Annotated in this window: 17 protein-coding genes; 6 read left to right on the top strand and 11 right to left on the bottom strand. The window is 66.7% G+C overall.

Features of this window, described 5'->3' with window-relative positions:
• Nucleotides 1–620: Bax inhibitor-1/YccA family protein (locus tag G557_RS0105055; protein ID WP_036961166.1), on the bottom strand; the 620-nt coding region annotated here is incomplete at its 3' end.
• Nucleotides 621–824: 204 nt separating this feature from the next.
• On the opposite strand from G557_RS0105055, the gene G557_RS0105050 reads away from it, so the two are divergent.
• Both G557_RS0105050 and G557_RS0105045 read left to right on the top strand, forming a co-directional pair.
• Nucleotides 825–1121: a YciI family protein gene (locus tag G557_RS0105050; RefSeq protein WP_028245196.1), complete on the top strand. Its 297-nt coding sequence runs from the start codon at nucleotides 825–827 to the stop codon at nucleotides 1119–1121.
• On the top strand, nucleotides 1118–2200 hold the full coding sequence (locus G557_RS0105045; protein WP_028245195.1) for an NADH:flavin oxidoreductase/NADH oxidase: 1083 nt from the start codon (nucleotides 1118–1120) through the stop codon (nucleotides 2198–2200). The genes G557_RS0105050 and G557_RS0105045 overlap by 4 nt, the downstream gene beginning before the upstream one ends.
• A 53-nt stretch (nucleotides 2201–2253) precedes the next feature.
• Here the strand turns inward: G557_RS0105045 and G557_RS0105040 are convergent, their stop codons facing one another.
• Both G557_RS0105040 and pdxR read right to left on the bottom strand, forming a co-directional pair.
• Nucleotides 2254–3285, bottom strand: a complete 1032-nt coding sequence (locus tag G557_RS0105040) for a nitronate monooxygenase (protein ID WP_028245194.1) — start codon at nucleotides 3283–3285, stop codon at nucleotides 2254–2256.
• Nucleotides 3285–4736 carry a MocR-like pyridoxine biosynthesis transcription factor PdxR gene (pdxR, locus tag G557_RS0105035; RefSeq protein ID WP_028245193.1) on the bottom strand — a complete coding sequence of 484 codons (1452 nt, stop codon included), beginning with the start codon at nucleotides 4734–4736 and terminating at the stop codon, nucleotides 3285–3287. Before pdxR ends, G557_RS0105040 begins: the two co-directional genes overlap by 1 nt.
• 95 nt (nucleotides 4737–4831) lie before the next feature.
• Here pdxR and pdxS point away from each other — a divergent pair, with 95 nt between their 5' ends.
• Together pdxS and pdxT are read left to right on the top strand one after the other, a co-directional pair.
• Nucleotides 4832–5761, top strand: a complete 930-nt coding sequence (gene pdxS, locus G557_RS0105030; protein ID WP_028245192.1) for a pyridoxal 5'-phosphate synthase lyase subunit PdxS — start codon at nucleotides 4832–4834, stop codon at nucleotides 5759–5761.
• Entirely contained in the window at nucleotides 5755–6393 is a 639-nt protein-coding gene (pdxT, locus tag G557_RS11825; RefSeq protein WP_051224627.1) for a pyridoxal 5'-phosphate synthase glutaminase subunit PdxT, read from the top strand. The genes pdxS and pdxT overlap by 7 nt, the downstream gene beginning before the upstream one ends.
• Here pdxT and G557_RS0105020 read toward each other — a convergent pair.
• The 3 genes from G557_RS0105020 to G557_RS0105010 are packed head-to-tail and all read right to left on the bottom strand — an operon-like array spanning nucleotide 6350 to nucleotide 8378.
• Nucleotides 6350–7099, bottom strand: a complete 750-nt coding sequence (locus G557_RS0105020; RefSeq protein WP_051224625.1) for a hypothetical protein — start codon at nucleotides 7097–7099, stop codon at nucleotides 6350–6352. The two genes, pdxT and G557_RS0105020, sit on opposite strands and share 44 nt — an antisense overlap.
• Complete coding sequence (locus G557_RS0105015) at nucleotides 7096–7998, bottom strand: ABC transporter ATP-binding protein (RefSeq protein WP_028245190.1); 903 nt, start codon at nucleotides 7996–7998, stop codon at nucleotides 7096–7098. The genes G557_RS0105020 and G557_RS0105015 overlap by 4 nt, the downstream gene beginning before the upstream one ends.
• On the bottom strand, nucleotides 7995–8378 hold the full coding sequence (locus G557_RS0105010) for a GntR family transcriptional regulator (RefSeq protein ID WP_028245189.1): 384 nt from the start codon (nucleotides 8376–8378) through the stop codon (nucleotides 7995–7997). The genes G557_RS0105015 and G557_RS0105010 overlap by 4 nt, the downstream gene beginning before the upstream one ends.
• 95 nt (nucleotides 8379–8473) lie before the next feature.
• On the opposite strand from G557_RS0105010, the gene pip reads away from it, so the two are divergent.
• Nucleotides 8474–9478 (top strand): prolyl aminopeptidase, encoded by a 1005-nt coding sequence (gene pip / locus G557_RS0105005; RefSeq protein WP_051224622.1) that lies wholly within the window; start codon nucleotides 8474–8476, stop codon nucleotides 9476–9478.
• A 241-nt stretch (nucleotides 9479–9719) separates the two neighbouring features.
• Here pip and G557_RS11820 read toward each other — a convergent pair whose 3' ends face one another.
• The 3 genes from G557_RS11820 to G557_RS14370 all read right to left on the bottom strand — a co-directional run bounded on the left by G557_RS11820 (nucleotide 9720) and on the right by G557_RS14370 (nucleotide 12380).
• Nucleotides 9720–10556, bottom strand: coding sequence for an NAD(P)H-hydrate epimerase (locus tag G557_RS11820; RefSeq protein ID WP_051224619.1), 837 nt, complete (start codon nucleotides 10554–10556; stop codon nucleotides 9720–9722).
• A 53-nt stretch (nucleotides 10557–10609) separates the two neighbouring features.
• Nucleotides 10610–11161, bottom strand: a complete 552-nt coding sequence (locus G557_RS11815) for a methylated-DNA--[protein]-cysteine S-methyltransferase (protein WP_036961162.1) — start codon at nucleotides 11159–11161, stop codon at nucleotides 10610–10612.
• 112 nt (nucleotides 11162–11273) lie between these two features.
• Complete coding sequence (locus tag G557_RS14370; RefSeq protein ID WP_084627007.1) at nucleotides 11274–12380, bottom strand: mycothiol-dependent nitroreductase Rv2466c family protein; 1107 nt, start codon at nucleotides 12378–12380, stop codon at nucleotides 11274–11276.
• A gap of 170 nt (nucleotides 12381–12550) precedes the next feature.
• Here G557_RS14370 and G557_RS11805 point away from each other — a divergent pair, with 170 nt between their 5' ends.
• Nucleotides 12551–14068, top strand: coding sequence for a DEAD/DEAH box helicase (locus G557_RS11805; RefSeq protein ID WP_051224617.1), 1518 nt, complete (start codon nucleotides 12551–12553; stop codon nucleotides 14066–14068).
• Between the two features lie 16 nt (nucleotides 14069–14084).
• On the opposite strand, the gene G557_RS11800 is transcribed toward G557_RS11805, so the two are convergent.
• Nucleotides 14085–14942, bottom strand: coding sequence for a HEAT repeat domain-containing protein (locus tag G557_RS11800; protein ID WP_051224614.1), 858 nt, complete (start codon nucleotides 14940–14942; stop codon nucleotides 14085–14087).
• Between the two features lie 41 nt (nucleotides 14943–14983).
• On the bottom strand, nucleotides 14984–15349 hold the full coding sequence (locus tag G557_RS14100) for a TraR/DksA family transcriptional regulator (RefSeq protein ID WP_028245187.1): 366 nt from the start codon (nucleotides 15347–15349) through the stop codon (nucleotides 14984–14986).
• Between the last annotated feature and the right edge of the window lie 18 nt (nucleotides 15350–15367).

Genomic DNA, 15367 nt, shown 5'->3' with positions numbered 1-15367 from the left:
AGGCCGAATGCCGAGGTGGTGCCGCCGAAGAGCATCATGCCGACGTTGATCAGGCTGAACACCATGTAGCCGACCATGGCGATCATGAGGATCTTGGCGCCGCGAGCCGAGGCGCGCACCTTGCCGCTGGCGAACAGCGCGAGCGTCACGCCGAACACCGAGAAGGTGGCGATGACTGCCTGCACGACAACACCGGGGTAGATGCTCTCGAATACGCCCGAAATGGCACCGATGAACACGCCCTCGGCTGCGCCGTAGAGCAGAATCAGCGGCACAGAGGGCTGCTTCTTGAACGAGTTGACGAGACCGAGCACCAGGCCGACGATCATGCCGGGCACAAGAAGTGCGGGAATCATCCAGCCGATGACCGCACCGGCGATGAGCACCCCGAACAGGGTGAACGACTTGACGATCACGCCGTCGTAGGTGAGGCGGTCGGCTGAGTCTGCCAGAGGGCGCGTCTGCTGGCCTGCAGCAGCGGGTTGCGCCTGCACCGGCTCGGCGGCGGCCGGACGGTCGTAGAGGTCGCGCAGCTGCTGGGCAGTGGCAGTTTCGCCGACGGCGGGCGCCTTGCCATTGAAGTATGCGTTGTTCGAGAGAACGGGGTTGTCCAGAGCCACAAGGCCTCCTCAGGTCGGTCTGTTTCTCAATCTGGTGCCACCTATCTTACTGGTGCTGCTGCGCGATGGGCGGTCTGTGGCTGAGAGAATCATGTGAATCGCCTGAGTATGCTGACAGCGTCGCAGGATGTCGTACTCCCGCCACAGTGTCGGCGGTCGGTCATAGAATGGGCGCGTCCGCATCCCCTGAAGAGGAGCACTCATATGGCCCTGTACGCGATCACCTACACCTATTCCGACGACGTCGAGGCCGTGACTGCGGCCAAGCCCGAGCATCGTGCGCACCTGCGCAGCTTGAACGAGCAGGGCATCCTGATCGCGTCTGGGCCGCTCGAAGGCGAGGGGCCGGCAGATGCGCTCATCGTGGTGAACGCTGACGATGCTGAGGGTGCGGCAGCACTCAGCGACGCTGATCCCATCTACATCGCGGGTCTGGTCACGGAGCGTCATGTGCAGCTGTGGAATGTCGTCATCGGCGGCGTCGGCGGTGCCGCCGAATGAGCCGACGCATTCGCCTGTTCGAGCCATTCACGCTGCGCGGTCTGACAGTGCGCAACCGCGTGTGGCTGCCGGCGATGTGTCAGTACTCTGTCGAGGCACGCGACGGCGTGGTCACTTCGTGGCATCTGGCACATCTGACTGCGCGCGCCATCGGTGGGTTCGGGCTGCTGCACACCGAGGCCACCGCGGTGGTTCCCGTGGGGCGCATCTCAGCCCAAGATGCCGGCATCTGGAATGACGAACAAGCCGAGGCCTGGCGCGCCGTGGTCGAAGCCGTGCGTGCGCAGGGTGCTGCGATCGGCATTCAACTCGCCCATGCTGGGCGCAAAGCTTCGGTGCGTCAGCCGTGGCACGGCAGCGCCAGCCTCACAGCAGAAGAAGGCGCCTGGCAGACGGTCGCGCCATCCGCCGTGGCATTCGACTCATTGGCGCAGCCGCGTGCGCTCGAACTCGATGAGATCGCCCAATTGCCAGCGGCCTTCGCCGCGGCTGCGGAGCGAGCCGTCGGTGTCGGGTTCGACCTCATCCAGATTCACGCCGCCCATGGCTATCTGCTGCACGAGTTTCTCTCTCCGCTGAGCAACCATCGCACCGACGCGTACGGTGGCGACTTGGCCGGGCGTGCCCGACTGCTCCTCGAAGTGGTCACTGCAGTGCGGGCTCGCGTCGGCGACGATGTGCCGGTCACAGTGCGCATCAGCGCCACAGATTGGGCCGAAGGCGGTCTCACGGTCGCCGAGTCGATCGAACTTGCGAAGCTGCTGAAAGCCGCGAGCGTCGATCTGATTGACGTATCGACGGGCGGCAACGTGCTCGCCGACATCCCGCTCGGCCCCGGCTACCAGGTGTCTGCCGCCGCTGCAGTGCGCACCGCAGGGTTGCCGGTGAGCGCGGTCGGACTGATCACTCGCCCAGAGCAGGCCGAGCAGATTCTGGTCGATGAGCGCGCCGACGTGGTGTTGGTGGGCAGGGCCGCTCTTGACGACCCCAACTGGGTGCTGCATGCGGCAGACGCGCTGCTGGGCGGTCACGCGGCTGAACTCTGGCCGCCGCAGCTCGTGCGCGGGCGCCAACGCTGAGGCTGATCGTTTGGGTCAGGGCCAGGCTCGTCGCACTCCGAGCGGGTTCGCGTTCAGCGTGGGCCAGCGAGCTCGGCGATAATCTCAGCTGCCGGGCGCGCCTGTGTCCACGCATGACCCGTGCCCGCCCACATCGCCTGCACTGAGGCATCGTCGAGCGCCGCGGCCCGAATGGGGGCAGTCAGCTGGTTCACCTCCGGGTACGCCGCTGGCGCAGCCGCATCGAACTCGTCGATGAAGGCGTTGCGCAGCCCGCGCGCCGGCCGCCCCGAGAACGCTCGGGTCACCACCGTCTGCGCATACTGCTGCGAAACCAGGGCATCGGCATGCACCGGCTTGGTACCGGCCTCCGGTGCGCGCAGCAACGCGGTGCCCACTTGCACAGCAGCGGCTCCGAGCCTCAGCAGCTCGCGCACTTGGTGAGCCGAATGGATGCCCCCGGCCGCGATCACCGCACCGTCGCGCTCCAGCTCGGGCAGCGCGAGCACCGTGCCCAACAGCTCGGTCAGTGGCGTGTTCGTGGGCTGGTCGGCGACATGAAATGTGGCGCGATGCCCGCCGGCCTCAGGGCCCTGCACCACGAGTGCATCAATGCCGAGTGCCAGAGCAGCCCGAGCCTCGTCGGGTGTGGTCACGGTGACCGCCACTGCGGTGCCATTTCGATGCAGCTGCTCGACGATCTCCTGCTGCGGAAGCCCGAAGGTGAACGACACCACTGGCACTCGGTGCTCGAGCACCAGCTGCACCTTGGCGGCAAAGGCGTCGTCATCGTCATGAGGCGTCGGGGTAGATATGCCGAGCCGGGTATATATCGGCGCGAGATGACCGCGGTAGGTGAGCACTGCATCCATTGGTGGTGTGTGCGGCTCTGGCACAAACAGGTTGACGCCGAAGCGCTCAGTACCGAGCGTGCGGGTCTCGGCAATCTGCGCCTCGAGTTGTGTGACGGTCTTGTAGCCCGCAGCCAGAAATCCGAGGCCTCCGGCGCCGGCCGCGGCATGCACAAGCTGAGGCGTTGAGGGGCCGCCGGCCATCGGCGCCGCCACGATCGGTACAGCCAGTGCAGGCCAAGAATGTGTCGTCATCAGTCGCCTCCTTGCGAGAGATCAAGGGCACGCCGCAGACGGCGCAGCCCCTCGTCGAGTTCTGGGTCGCTCTGATGACCATATCCGATCACAATGCCCTGCCCAATCGGCGGCGAGCTCACCGTCGAGGTGCTCCAGTACGATGACAGCGGCGTCACCCGCAGATGCTGTTGTGCACAGGCGGCGAGCAGTGCGGGCTCATTAGCGACGTTGAGGGCGGCATAGAGCCCGCCATCCATCGGTGCGACGCGAACCGGCGCCGACTCCAGCTCGGTGAGCACACGATCTCTTCGCTGGCGGTAGCGTCGCCGCATGCGCGCGGTGTGACGACCGAGGGCACCCGACGCGAGGTATTCGGCGAAGGCCTGCTGCACCACGTGTGACACCGGTGAGCCCAGATCACGGCGCACCTCGAGCACACGCGGCAGCAACGGTGCGGGGACGATCACAAACCCCACGGCGACCTCTGGCGCAACAGTCTTCGAATAGGTGCCCAACGTGGCAACCACCGGATCGCCTGGGTCGTCGAGCGCAGCCAGTGCCGGCAACGGCTGGCCAACGTGTCGCAACTCTGAGTCGTAGTCGTCTTCGATCACGAGCACCCGGTGTCGACGAGCCCAGTGCAGCAGCGAGAGGCGTCGGTCGACCGGCAGCGACCCGCCGAGCGGATACTGATGGCTCGGCGTCACGATGACCGCGTCGGGCATGGCAAGCGGGGGCTCGGGCAATTCGTCGGTCAGCAGCCCCGAATCATCAACCGGCAGTTCGACGAGCGCACCGCCCAGGGCTGTCACCACGCGCCGCAGCGAGGGGTATCCCGGCGACTCGACACCCACGCTCGCCTGCGTGGGGTCGCCGAGTGCGCGCAGCAGCAGTGCGAGCCCTTCGCGGGCACCGGCGGTCACCACCAGATCGTCAGCGGGGCGCTGCAGTCCGCGCATGCGGCGCAGATGGTCGCTGACGCCTGCCCGCAGCGCGAGCAGACCGGCCGGGGGCAGCGGGGTGGGCACCACCTCGGCGGCATGGCGCCACGCGCGGCGCCAGTCGGGGGTGATCAGCGCGTCGGTTGAGGGCCGATCAGGGGTGAAATCGATGGTGGATGCGCGGTCTGGGCCTGGTTGCGCGGCGTGCGTGAGTGGTCTGCGGGTCGGGCGCCCACTGCTCGCCGTCGGCGGATGCACGCGCGCCAGATCTGCATTGACCACGGTCGACGAACCGCGACGGGCCGTGAGATACCCCTCGGCGATCAGCTGGTCGTAGGCGGTCACCACGGTCGTGCGGGAGACGCCGAGCGCGGCCGCCCAAGCCCTCGTCGAGGGGAGCGCATCGGCCGCAGCGAGCGTGCCGTTCTCGATGAGTGCGCGCAGCGACGCGGCGAGCTGCGCACCCAATGGGGTGGCGCTGGCCCGGTCGAGCGAGACCGGGAGGGCTGTGGGCAGAGTGCTGCGCATGAACCGATTCTCGCGCATCCTGCCGAAAGTGGTCTGCTGAAAATGCAAGATTGTGGATATTGCAACCAACCACTTGCCGGGCGAGCATGAGAATCATGACTTTCAACAGCACATCGCAGACTTCGTCCGAAACCAACGAAATCGGCGGCCCCCTCGTCAAAACGGGGCTCGCTGACATGCTCAAAGGCGGCGTGATCATGGATGTTGTCACGCCCGAGCAGGCGCGCATTGCCGAGGATGCCGGCGCCGTCGCGGTGATGGCTCTCGAGCGCGTTCCCGCCGATATTCGCGCCCAAGGCGGTGTGGCGCGCATGAGCGACCCCGACCTGATCGACGCGATCATCGGTGCGGTGTCGATTCCGGTGATGGCCAAGGCCCGCATCGGTCATTTCGTCGAGGCGCAGGTGCTGCAGCAGCTCGGCGTCGACTACATCGACGAGTCGGAGGTGCTGAGCCCGGCCGACTATGTCAACCACATCGACAAGCATCAGTTCACCGTGCCGTTCGTGTGTGGCGCGACCAACCTGGGCGAGGCCCTGCGGCGCATCGGCGAGGGCGCGGCGATGATCCGCTCGAAGGGTGAGGCCGGCACCGGTGATGTCTCGGAGGCCACCAAGCACATCCGCACCATTCGCTCAGAGATCGCCCGGCTGCAGGCGATCGCGGCGTCGAATCCCGACGAGATCTACGTTGCAGCCAAAGAGCTCGCGGCCCCGCTGCCGCTGGTGCGCTATGTCGCCGAACACGGTGAGCTGCCGGTGGTGCTGTTCACCGCGGGCGGTGTGGCCACACCGGCCGATGCGGCGCTGATGATGCAGCTCGGCTCAGACGGAGTGTTCGTCGGCTCGGGCATCTTCAAATCGGGCGAGCCAGCCAAGCGCGCAGCGGCAATCGTCAAGGCCACCGCGCAATACGACGACCCGGCGGTCATCGCCGAGGTGTCGCGCGGTCTGGGCGAGGCCATGGTCGGCATCAATGTGTCCGACCTGCCTGCCCCTCATCGTCTGGCCGAGCGCGGATGGTGACCGCTCAGCCAGGCGTGCCCCGCATCGGCGTACTCGCCCTGCAAGGGGGCGTGCGCGAGCATATCGACGCGCTCGCGGCGCTGCAGGCCCTGCCGGTGCCGATTCGTCGGCCCGCCGATCTGGTCGGCCCCGACGGTGTGCGGGTGGATGGTCTGGTGCTGCCGGGTGGTGAATCCTCCGTGCTTGACCGGTTGGCTCGTATCTTCGAGCTCACCAATCCGCTGCGCGAGGTCATTGCTCAGGGGCTGCCGACGCTCGGCACCTGTGCCGGGCTGATTCTGCTCGCCCGCGAGATCGAGAATCCGGCACCAGGACAGACCAGTCTAGGGGTGCTTGACGTCACGGTCGACCGCAACGCTTTTGGGTCGCAGGTGCACTCTGAGGTGGCTGACGTCGACACGGTGTGGGGGCCGGTGCGTGCCGCATTCATTCGTGCTCCACGCATCGTGCGCGTGGGCGAGGGCGTGCGCGAGGCGGCTCGGCACCGCGGGCAGGTGGTCGCCGTTGAGCAGGGTAACGTGATCGGCATCGCTTTTCACCCCGAACTCACCGGCGACACCACCGTGCACCGCAGGCTGTTGCAGTTGGTCAGCGCACCGTCGTGCGACGAAGGGCCAGCAGCTCGCCAGTGACTGAGACTGCGATGGCGATCAGTGCCAGAGTCACCAGCCACCACATTGCGAAATGCTCGCCGATCCACGGCCATGCCGGCACCGAGAGCAGCAGTCCGCCAGCGGCGATGACTGCCAGCACCACGGCAACGACCAGCGGGCCACGTGCGCCGAAGCGCACCCAGACCGCGCCGAATGCCCCACCGATCGACATCGATGCGAGTGCGCCGAGAAACAACGTCAGCAGCAGCTGGCCGACGTTGCCAGAGCCGAGCGCATAGGTGTCGAAGACGTAGATGCCGGCGAACCAGTGACCGGTGAGCAGCTCCAGCCCAAGACCCACCGCTCCAAGCACGGCCACGTAGGCGGCGACGGCCACATGCGAGATCAGCGTGCCCAACGTAAATGAACGGCGTGTGGTGCCAAGCGCCAGGGCAAACGGAAACTGCGTCGCCACTGACTGCACGCCGAAGTACACGAGAAACCCCGGCAGCGACCAGACTGCGCCAGAGTTGCTGCGGATGCCGGCGATGTACTCCGCGTTGTCAGCTCCAGCTCCGGTGGCTCGCTGGATGGTCAGCGCGATGACTGCTGAAATGACGAACATCAGCCCCAGGATGGCCGCGGGGGTGACGACGCTGTTAGCCGGCACGTTCAACTGCAGCCGGGTGACTCTCGCGACGCGACTGAGCGGAGTCGCCTGACGGGGCGTGGTGAGGGTGGTCATGATGCCTCCTTGAGGGTCTCGGACGGCTGCTGTGCCGAGCCGATCGCGTTCACGACCTGCTGCAGTGTGGCGGCCTGAATGTCGACGCCTTCGTGTGCGGCGCGGGATGCGGTGGCCGGGTCGATCGGCCCCCGCACGGTGATGCTCGTCAGAGCGCCGACGCGATGCGTGGTGAGCACGTCGGCACCGGCGACAAACGGCGCGACTCGCGCGGCGATGCCGCTGACGGTGTGCGCGTACCCGTGCAGATCGTCTGCATCTCGATCGATGACGAGTTTTCCGCGGTCGAGCACGAGCACTCGGCTGAACAGTGGCGCCATCTCGTCGATCAGGTGTGTTGATGCGATCACCGTGCGAGGGTGCTCGGCGTGGTCGGTGATCAGGGTGTCGTAGAAGAGTTGCCGCGCTGTTGCATCGAGCCCCAAGTAGGGTTCGTCGAGAAATGTGAGCGGTGCGCGCGAGGCGAGGCCGACCACGACGCCCAAAGCCGAGAGCTGACCACGGCTGAATGATTTGACCTTGGTCTTTTCGGGCAGCCGGAACACCTCGAGCAGGTGCTCAGCCAGGTCGGCGCTCCAATTCGCGTGAAACCACGGCGCGATGCGCAGCACATGTCGCAGGCGATAGTCGTCGGGGTAGCGCTGATTGTCTCGGATGAAACTCAGCTCATCTTGGGTGTGCGCAGATTCGAACGGGTTCTCGCCATGCACGAGCACGCTGCCCGCGGTGGGGCGGTCTTGTCCAGTGATCAGCGACATCAGCGTGGTTTTGCCTGCGCCATTGCGGCCGAGCAGCCCGATGATCTCGGGCCGTTCGAGGGTGAACGACACGTGGTCGAGTGCAGTGGTGTCGCCGAAGCGTCGGGTGACCTTCTCAGCGGTGATGACGGGGATGGTCATAGCCTCTCCTTTTCGGTGGTTGGGGCGGGCCAGGCTTGGTCGATGGCCTGATGCACATCGGCCAGACTCATGCCGAGTTGACGAGCCTCGCGCAGCAGTGGCTGTACGTGTTGGTCGTCGAAATGGGCCCGGGCATCCTGACGCAACGCCGCGACGGCGCCGGCCGAGACAAACATGCCGATGCCACGTCGTTTATAGAGCAACCCGCGTTCGACCAGCAGGTTCAGTGCTTTGCCGGCGGTTGCGGGGTTGATGCGGTGAAACGCCGCGAGCTCATTGGTTGAGGGCACCGCGGTCTCTTCTGGGTAGCCGCCCGAGGCGATATCTTCTGCCAAACGCTCGGCCAGCTGCACGAAGATGGGCCGGTCTGGGGTGAACATCGGCACCTCCTCGTTGGTTCATTACCTGAGTAACTAACCTATGGTCAGAGTGCGCTGCTGTCAAGAGGCGGCGGAGCGCGCACTATCGTGGACGCATGAGCACACGCGCACAGCAGCTGGACGAGATTCTGTACCCGGCGATCGAGCCCTACCGCATCGAGCTTCTCGAAGTGGGGGAAGGGCAGCAGCTCTACATCGAGCAGTCGGGCAATCCGCAGGGGCGGCCAGTGGTCTTCGTACACGGCGGGCCGGGCGGCGGCACGAGCCCGTGGCAGCGCCGCTACTTCGACCCCGAGGTGTACCGCATCATCCTGTTCGATCAGCGCGGCTGCGGGCAGAGCACGCCATCGGCCGCCGATGGAGCCGATCTGTCGCTCATCGACACTCCGCGTCTGGTCGCCGATCTCGAGCGCATCCGTGAACACCTCGATGTCGTGCGGTGGCTGGTGTTCGGCGGATCATGGGGCTCGACGCTGTCGCTGGCCTATGCCGAGGCGCATCCCGATCGGGTGGTCGGCCTAGTGCTGCGCGGTATTTTTCTGCTGCGTCGGTGGGAGCTCGATTGGTACTACAACCGTGGTGGAGCGCAGAACATCTTTCCTGATCTGTTCGACCGCTACGAGTCGGTGCTGCCCGTGGCCGAGCGCGACGGTGACCATATCGCGACCTTCCACCGACTGCTCAATGGGCAGGATGCGCCACTTGCGCAGGATGCGGCCCTCGCGTGGACGGAATGGGAGTCGCATACCAGCCACCTGCTTGTGCCAGATGACGCGCCGCTCAGCTCTGCCGAGCTGGCTGAGCATCGCCGCTTCGCGCTGACCTTCGCGCGCATCGAGAATCACTTCTTCGTCAATGGTGGGTTCATGCGCGAAAACCAGCTGATTGAGGATGCTGGAAAGCTCGCGGGCATCCCTGGGGTGATCGTGCAGGGAAGGTATGACGTGGTCTGCCCGGCGCGCAGTGCCTGGGAGCTGCATCAGGCGTGGCCCGATTCGCAGCTGCTGATCACCCCCGACGCCGGGCATGCCTCGAACGAGGTGGGCACGGCGCGCTCACTTGTCGAGGCCACTGACGGGTTTCGCGAGTTCAGCTTCTGAGCGGCCTCGATTGCTCTTGCCCGGCGACCTCAGCGGAGTTGTTCGTGCGTGGTGAAGCGAGCACAGGTGTCGTGAAACGTGGTTTTGGTGGTGCCTGAGTCGCATTTGGTGACACCTGTGTGGGTTGGGTGTGTTGATGCTCTTGGTGGGGTGGGCACAAGGTGTCGCGAAACGTGGTTTGGTGGTGTGTGAGTCGCATTTGGTGACACCTGTGTGGGTGTGATGGGTCAAGCCCCAAGCACTACTCTTGCCCGGCGACCTCAAGAGCCGGCTCGATGTCGGCCAGTTGGGGGCCGAGGCCGATGTCGATCACGCTCAACTCGCCAGCGAGCCGGCGGCCAGCACCTTGGAGCAGTCCGGTTTTGGCAGCACCGAACGTCACCGTGAGATCAGCGGGCAGCACCACATCAGAGGGCGCCTCGCCAGAGTCGGGGTCGATGCCGCTGGGCAGGTCGACGGCGATCACCGCAGCGCGCAGCTCAGCTCGCCCGGCAGTGGTCGGCACTTCGCCAGTGAGCGGGTCGGCGAGGGCACGCACCTGCAGGGGCTGTGTGCCCGTGCTAGGAGTGTCACTGCTGCTGGTGCTCGCGGGTGCGTCGCCACGAGCGCGCAGCACCGCGTCAATGACGGTGGCAGCTCCGCCGCGCAGTGCCGCCTGCGCACCATGCCTGGTGCCAGTGCCCAAGATGCCATCGACGATGACATCGGCTTTGTGGGTCTGTCGAGTGGCCGCCTGTCGTAGCGCGGTGGTGTCGGCGCCAACGGGTGCGGCCAGCGTGGCCCCGGCATCGAGTGCGGCTTGCAGACCCGCCTCATGCACGTGGTCAGCCACCGGCAGCAGGTGCACATGCACCTCGGAGTCGGCGAGGTCTTGCCCAGCGAAGAGCGCGTCGCCGCCGTTGTCGCCGGGGCCGATCAGCATGAGCACGTGTGCGTCGCTCAGCGCGGTGCCACGGTCTTCGATCACACCGCGGATCTCGTCGGCGAGGGCGGCTGCGGCACGGCGCATGAGCGGAACGCCGGCGGCGATCAGCGGCTGCTCGGCGGTGCGGATCTGGGCTGCAGTGTAGGCCTTCATCTCTTTTAGGATACTGCGCGACGACAGCCCATTCACAGCTGCGGCAAGTGCAGTCAGGCGGCCTGCGCAGCGCTGCGGCGCTCAAGATCGAGCAGGATGGCCTTGGCTGCGGCCCCAGCGCGATAGCCGCCGAGGCTGCCATCGGCGCGCAGCACTCGATGGCAGGGCACCACGATGGGCACCGGATTGCCCGAGCAGCCAGTGCCCACCGCGCGCACGGCCTGTGGGCGGCCGAGGTGCTCGGCGATTGTCGAGTAGCTCACTGTGCTGGCATAGGGGATGCTCGCGAGATGCTCGCGCACCTCGCGGTGGAACCCGCGAGACAGCGCGAAGTCGACGGGTACGGTGAACGCGGTGAGCGCCCCGGCGAAATAGTCGTCGAGCTCAGAGGCAGCCTGTTCGATCAGGCGCCCCGCTGTGGTCGCGGTGTTCGGCAGCGGTTGCACAACATCGGGTTGGAGTGATTCGGTGACGGTGTCGAGCACCTGCGCGAAGCCCTCGGTTGAGAAGGCCAGGCGCACGAGCCCGTGATCGGTGGCGATGAGCAGCAGGCGGCCGAGCGGGGAGTCGACCTGCAGATGAGCGAGTGTGGTGGGCTGAGTCATGGTCTCAGTTTCGCAGTCGGGCGCTGCGCAGAGAAGAGCGCTGGCCCGACTGTGGAGAGATTTCGCACACGCTCAGCCTGTGTACAACCGGTGGCCTGTGCTGTGTCAGGCATCACGCCTCGAAAATCGGCCCGACGTCACGAGTGCGCTTCAACTCGAAGAAGCCCGGCACGCTCGCTGTCAGCGCTAGGCCGTCGAACAGGCGCAGTGCGGCGTCTCCGGTGGGCGCAGGAGAGACCACCGGCCCGAAGAACGAGTGCCCGGCAATGGTGAGAATCGGCGTGCCGACGTCGTCGCCGACGCGTGAGGTGCCGAGCGTGGTGCTCTCAGCGAGCACCGGCAGATAGCGGGTGAGGTCAGCCTCGAACAGCGCCTGATCGAGCCCGGCAGCGGCCAGACTCTCACGGGCGACGGCCTCGACGTCTCGGCGCCGATCATGGTGAATGCGCCGCCCGAGCTCGTCGTAGAGCGCCTTGACTGCGTCGAGCCCGACCTCGGCCTGCACCCGCGCGACCAGCAGACAATACTGCTGCGAGCGCTCGAAGAATCGGGCGTGCCGCTCATCAGGTTGCTGATTCTGCGGCAGCAGGGCGAGGCTCATCACTCGCCAAGTGACCGCCAGGCCACGCACCTCGGCCACTTCGGTCAGCCATCGTGAGGTCATCCAGGCCCAGGGGCACGAGGGGTCGAAGAAGCACTCCACTTCGGCAGCCGGTGAGGCGGGTGCGGCCTCAGCCACCGGTGTGGGCTCAGCGGCGGGGGTGAACCCCGGCCCCGACGGCACGGGAGCATTGCGCTGGTAGGCGAGTGCGGCATCCTGCGCATGTCTGTCGGCGGCTTCGTTCAGCGGATGCCCGGCATGGCCTTTGACCCACTCAAAACGCACCTGCCGCCCGGTCAGCGCCTCGTCGAGCTGTTCGAGCAAATCGCGGTTGAGCACCGGCTTGCCGTCGGATTTCTTCCAGCCGCGTCGCTTCCAGCCCGGCATCCACTTGGTCACCGAGTTGATCACGTATTGGCTGTCACACAGCACTCGCAGCGGTTCGTCGGCCGCAGCGGTCGCTCGCAGCAGCTCGATCACCGCCTGCAACTCACCGCGATTATTGGTGGCGTGCGGCCAGCCTCCGGCAGCCCAACGCTGATCGTCGATAACCCAGGCCCAACCGGCAGGGCCGGGGTTGCCGAGTGCGGAGCCGTCTGCGGCAGCGGTGATCGTCATGGTGCCTATTGTGCCACGCCTGATAAGCTAGGTCGTTGGCGGCTGTTCGAGCTGCCTGCGTCGTTGATCGACCTTTTCTCTTTCATACGGCGAACGGATGCGCCACCCGGCGCCTTCGCCTCACTCACCTCATGCGCGGGCCGTGGTGTCCGCAGAGAGATCGTGTACCTATGTCTGTCACCCCATCTGCCCCTGCCGCCGAGGCAGCTGCCCCGAAGCCGACCTTCGCCGAACTCGGCGTGCCGGCGCCGCTGGTCGAGGCTCTCGCCACCGAGGGCAAGACCACAGCCTTCCCGATTCAGGCCGACACCCTGCTCGACACCCTGCGCGGTCGCGACGTGCTCGGTCGCGGCAAGACCGGCTCGGGCAAAACCCTCGCCTTCTCGCTGCCGCTGGTCGCACGCTTGGGCGGCGAGCTCTCGGGCGGCCGCCGCACACCCGGCCATCCGCTTGCGCTGGTGCTCGCCCCGACGCGTGAGCTGGCCACACAGATCGCCGAAGTCATCGCGCCGTTGGCCAAGGCCTACCGGCTGCGCACCACCACCATCTTCGGCGGGGTCAAGCAGACCCGACAGGTTGACGCGCTGCGGTCTGGTGTCGACATCGTCGTGGCCTGCCCCGGTCGTCTCGAAGACCTGATGCAGCAGGGCGAGGTCAGCCTCGATGCGATCGAGATCACCGTGCTCGACGAAGCCGACCACATGGCCGACCTGGGGTTTCTGCCTGCGGTCACGCGCATCCTTGCCGCCACCCCCGGCAACGGGCAGCGCCTGCTGTTCTCGGCCACGCTCGACAACGGCATCGACAAACTGGCCAAGCGCTTTCTGCACGATCCGGTGCTGCACTCAGTCGACGAAGCCAACAGCCCGGTTGCCGCGATGACGCACCATGTGTTCGAGCTGGCTGGCGCAGACGCCAAGAAGGATGTTGTGCAGGCGCTCGCCTCTGGGCAGGGGCGCCGCATTCTGTTCATGCGCACCAAGCACCACGCCAAGCGGCTCGCCCGGCAGCTGACTGAGGCGGGTATTCCAGCGGTCGATCTGCAGGGCAACCTCTCGCAGAATGCTCGCGAGCGCAACCTCGCGCTGTTCGAGTCTGACGAGGTGCATGTGCTTGTCGCTACTGATGTGGCCGCGCGCGGCATCGACGTGCCCGAAGTCGAGCTGGTGATCCACGTCGACCCACCGGCAGAGCACAAGGCGTACCTGCACCGCTCTGGTCGCACCGCGCGCGCCGGGCACACCGGTGACGTGGTCACGCTCATGCTGCCCGAGCAGCGTCGTGACGTGCAGGCGCTGCTGCGCAAGGCGAAGATCACCGCGGCCCCGATCAAGGTCAGCGCTGACTCTCCTGAGGTCACCGAGCTGATCGGCGAGGTCGCGCCCTACGTGAAGCCGAAGGCCCCCGAGCCCTCGCAACGTGGCGGCGGCACCTCCCAGGGCGCCAACGCGCGGCGCAAGCGTGCGGCGCGTGAGCAGCGAGAGGGCCAGACTCAGAACGGTGGCCGCGGCGCGGGCAAGAGCAGTGGCGGGCAGAGCCGCAGCAGCCGCTCGGGCAGCGGCCGCTCGGGCAACGGGCGATCAGGCGGCGCAAAGCGCAGCAGCGCTGCCAGCGTGAGCCGGGGCAGCGGTGTGGGGCAGCTCGCCGGGTCACGAGGGCGCAGCGCGCGCTCGCACGGCGCACGCTGAGCCGGTGCGGCTCGGGCTACTCCAGCCCGCGCCGGCGCTTGAGCGCACGTAGACGTGCAGCACTCGACAGCTTCGGCGGGTCGACCACCAGCCGGTGCGCCAATTCGGCGACCTTCGGGCGCTGGTCGTCTTGGGCATCCGTGATGACCGCTTTGGCCGCAGGCGCGTCGAACTGGGTGAGGGCCATCAGCGCGCTCACCGCCAACTGCTCGTCTGGTGTGCTCGAAATGAACGATCGAAGCGGCTCGATTGCCCCGTCGGCGGCCGGGCTGCCGATCGTCGAAAGCACCTCGAGCGCCTGCTGACGATGGGTCAGCGGTTGAGCGTCATCATGCAGCACCTCGAGCAGCGGTGACACCCCCTGCTGCTCGTACCCGGAGAGCAGCTGAGTGACCATGTCGTGCTCTGCGCGCTCGCGAGAGCCGAGCTGGGTGACCAACCGAGGAAGCAAGCGGGGGTCGTGCACGCGCGCGAGCATCCATCGGGCTTTTCCAGCGACTTTGGGGGAGGGGTCGTCAAGCAAGGGCCAGACGGCGTCGGCATATGGCCGCCCATCGATTTTGCTGAGGGCGTGCACCGCCTGCTCACGCACCACGGCGCGATCGTCGTGCAGCTGCCCGAGCACGGCGGGCACCCACGAACGATCCATGCGCACGAGCCCCCAGACAATGGTTTCGCGTACGAAGAATTCGGGCTCCAGCCACAGCAGCTTCACCAGAGTGGATGCGGTGGTCGAGTCAGCGCGTCGACCCACCTCGAGCGCGGCCTGGTGGCGCAGTTCGGCGGGCTGTGTGAGATCGGCGAGCACGTCGAGCAGATGCGCGGTCGAGGGCTCGCCGTCAGGAGGCTGTGGTGCGGTTGGGTCATCGTGCATGAGTACGAGTCTAGAGCGCCGTGCCCCGTGGTGAACGGAGTCTACCGCTGCAGTTCTTGCGCGCGGGCGCACTCGATGCACAGTGTTGCATCGGGGCGTGCGGCGAGGCGTCGGGCGTCGATCTCGCGCCCGCAGACGGCGCAGACGCCATAGGCCCCGCGTGCCGCTGCGTCGACGGCGCGCTGCAGCCGCTCGCGTTCGGCCACAGCCTGCTCGAGCATGGCCTGCGCCTTGGACCACTCGAACGAAACAGGTACGCCGTCTGGGTCGTGCTCGTCGTCGGCCGACTGCCCCTGCTGCAGCGACCGCACTTCGGCAAGGCGGTTGCGCGCCTGCTGCTCACGGCTGTCGGCTTCAGCCAGCAGCTGGCGCAGACGCTGAGACTGATCGTCAGGTGCAGCGTTCATGTGAAGGTGTGCGCAGAC

The sequence above is a fragment of the Pseudoclavibacter soli DSM 23366 genome (genome assembly GCF_000423505.1).
GTDB classification, from domain to species: Bacteria; Actinomycetota; Actinomycetes; order Actinomycetales; family Microbacteriaceae; genus Pseudoclavibacter_A; species Pseudoclavibacter_A soli.
Note: the sequence above shows the minus strand (reverse complement) of the source record. Positions and strands in the feature narration are given on the sequence as shown.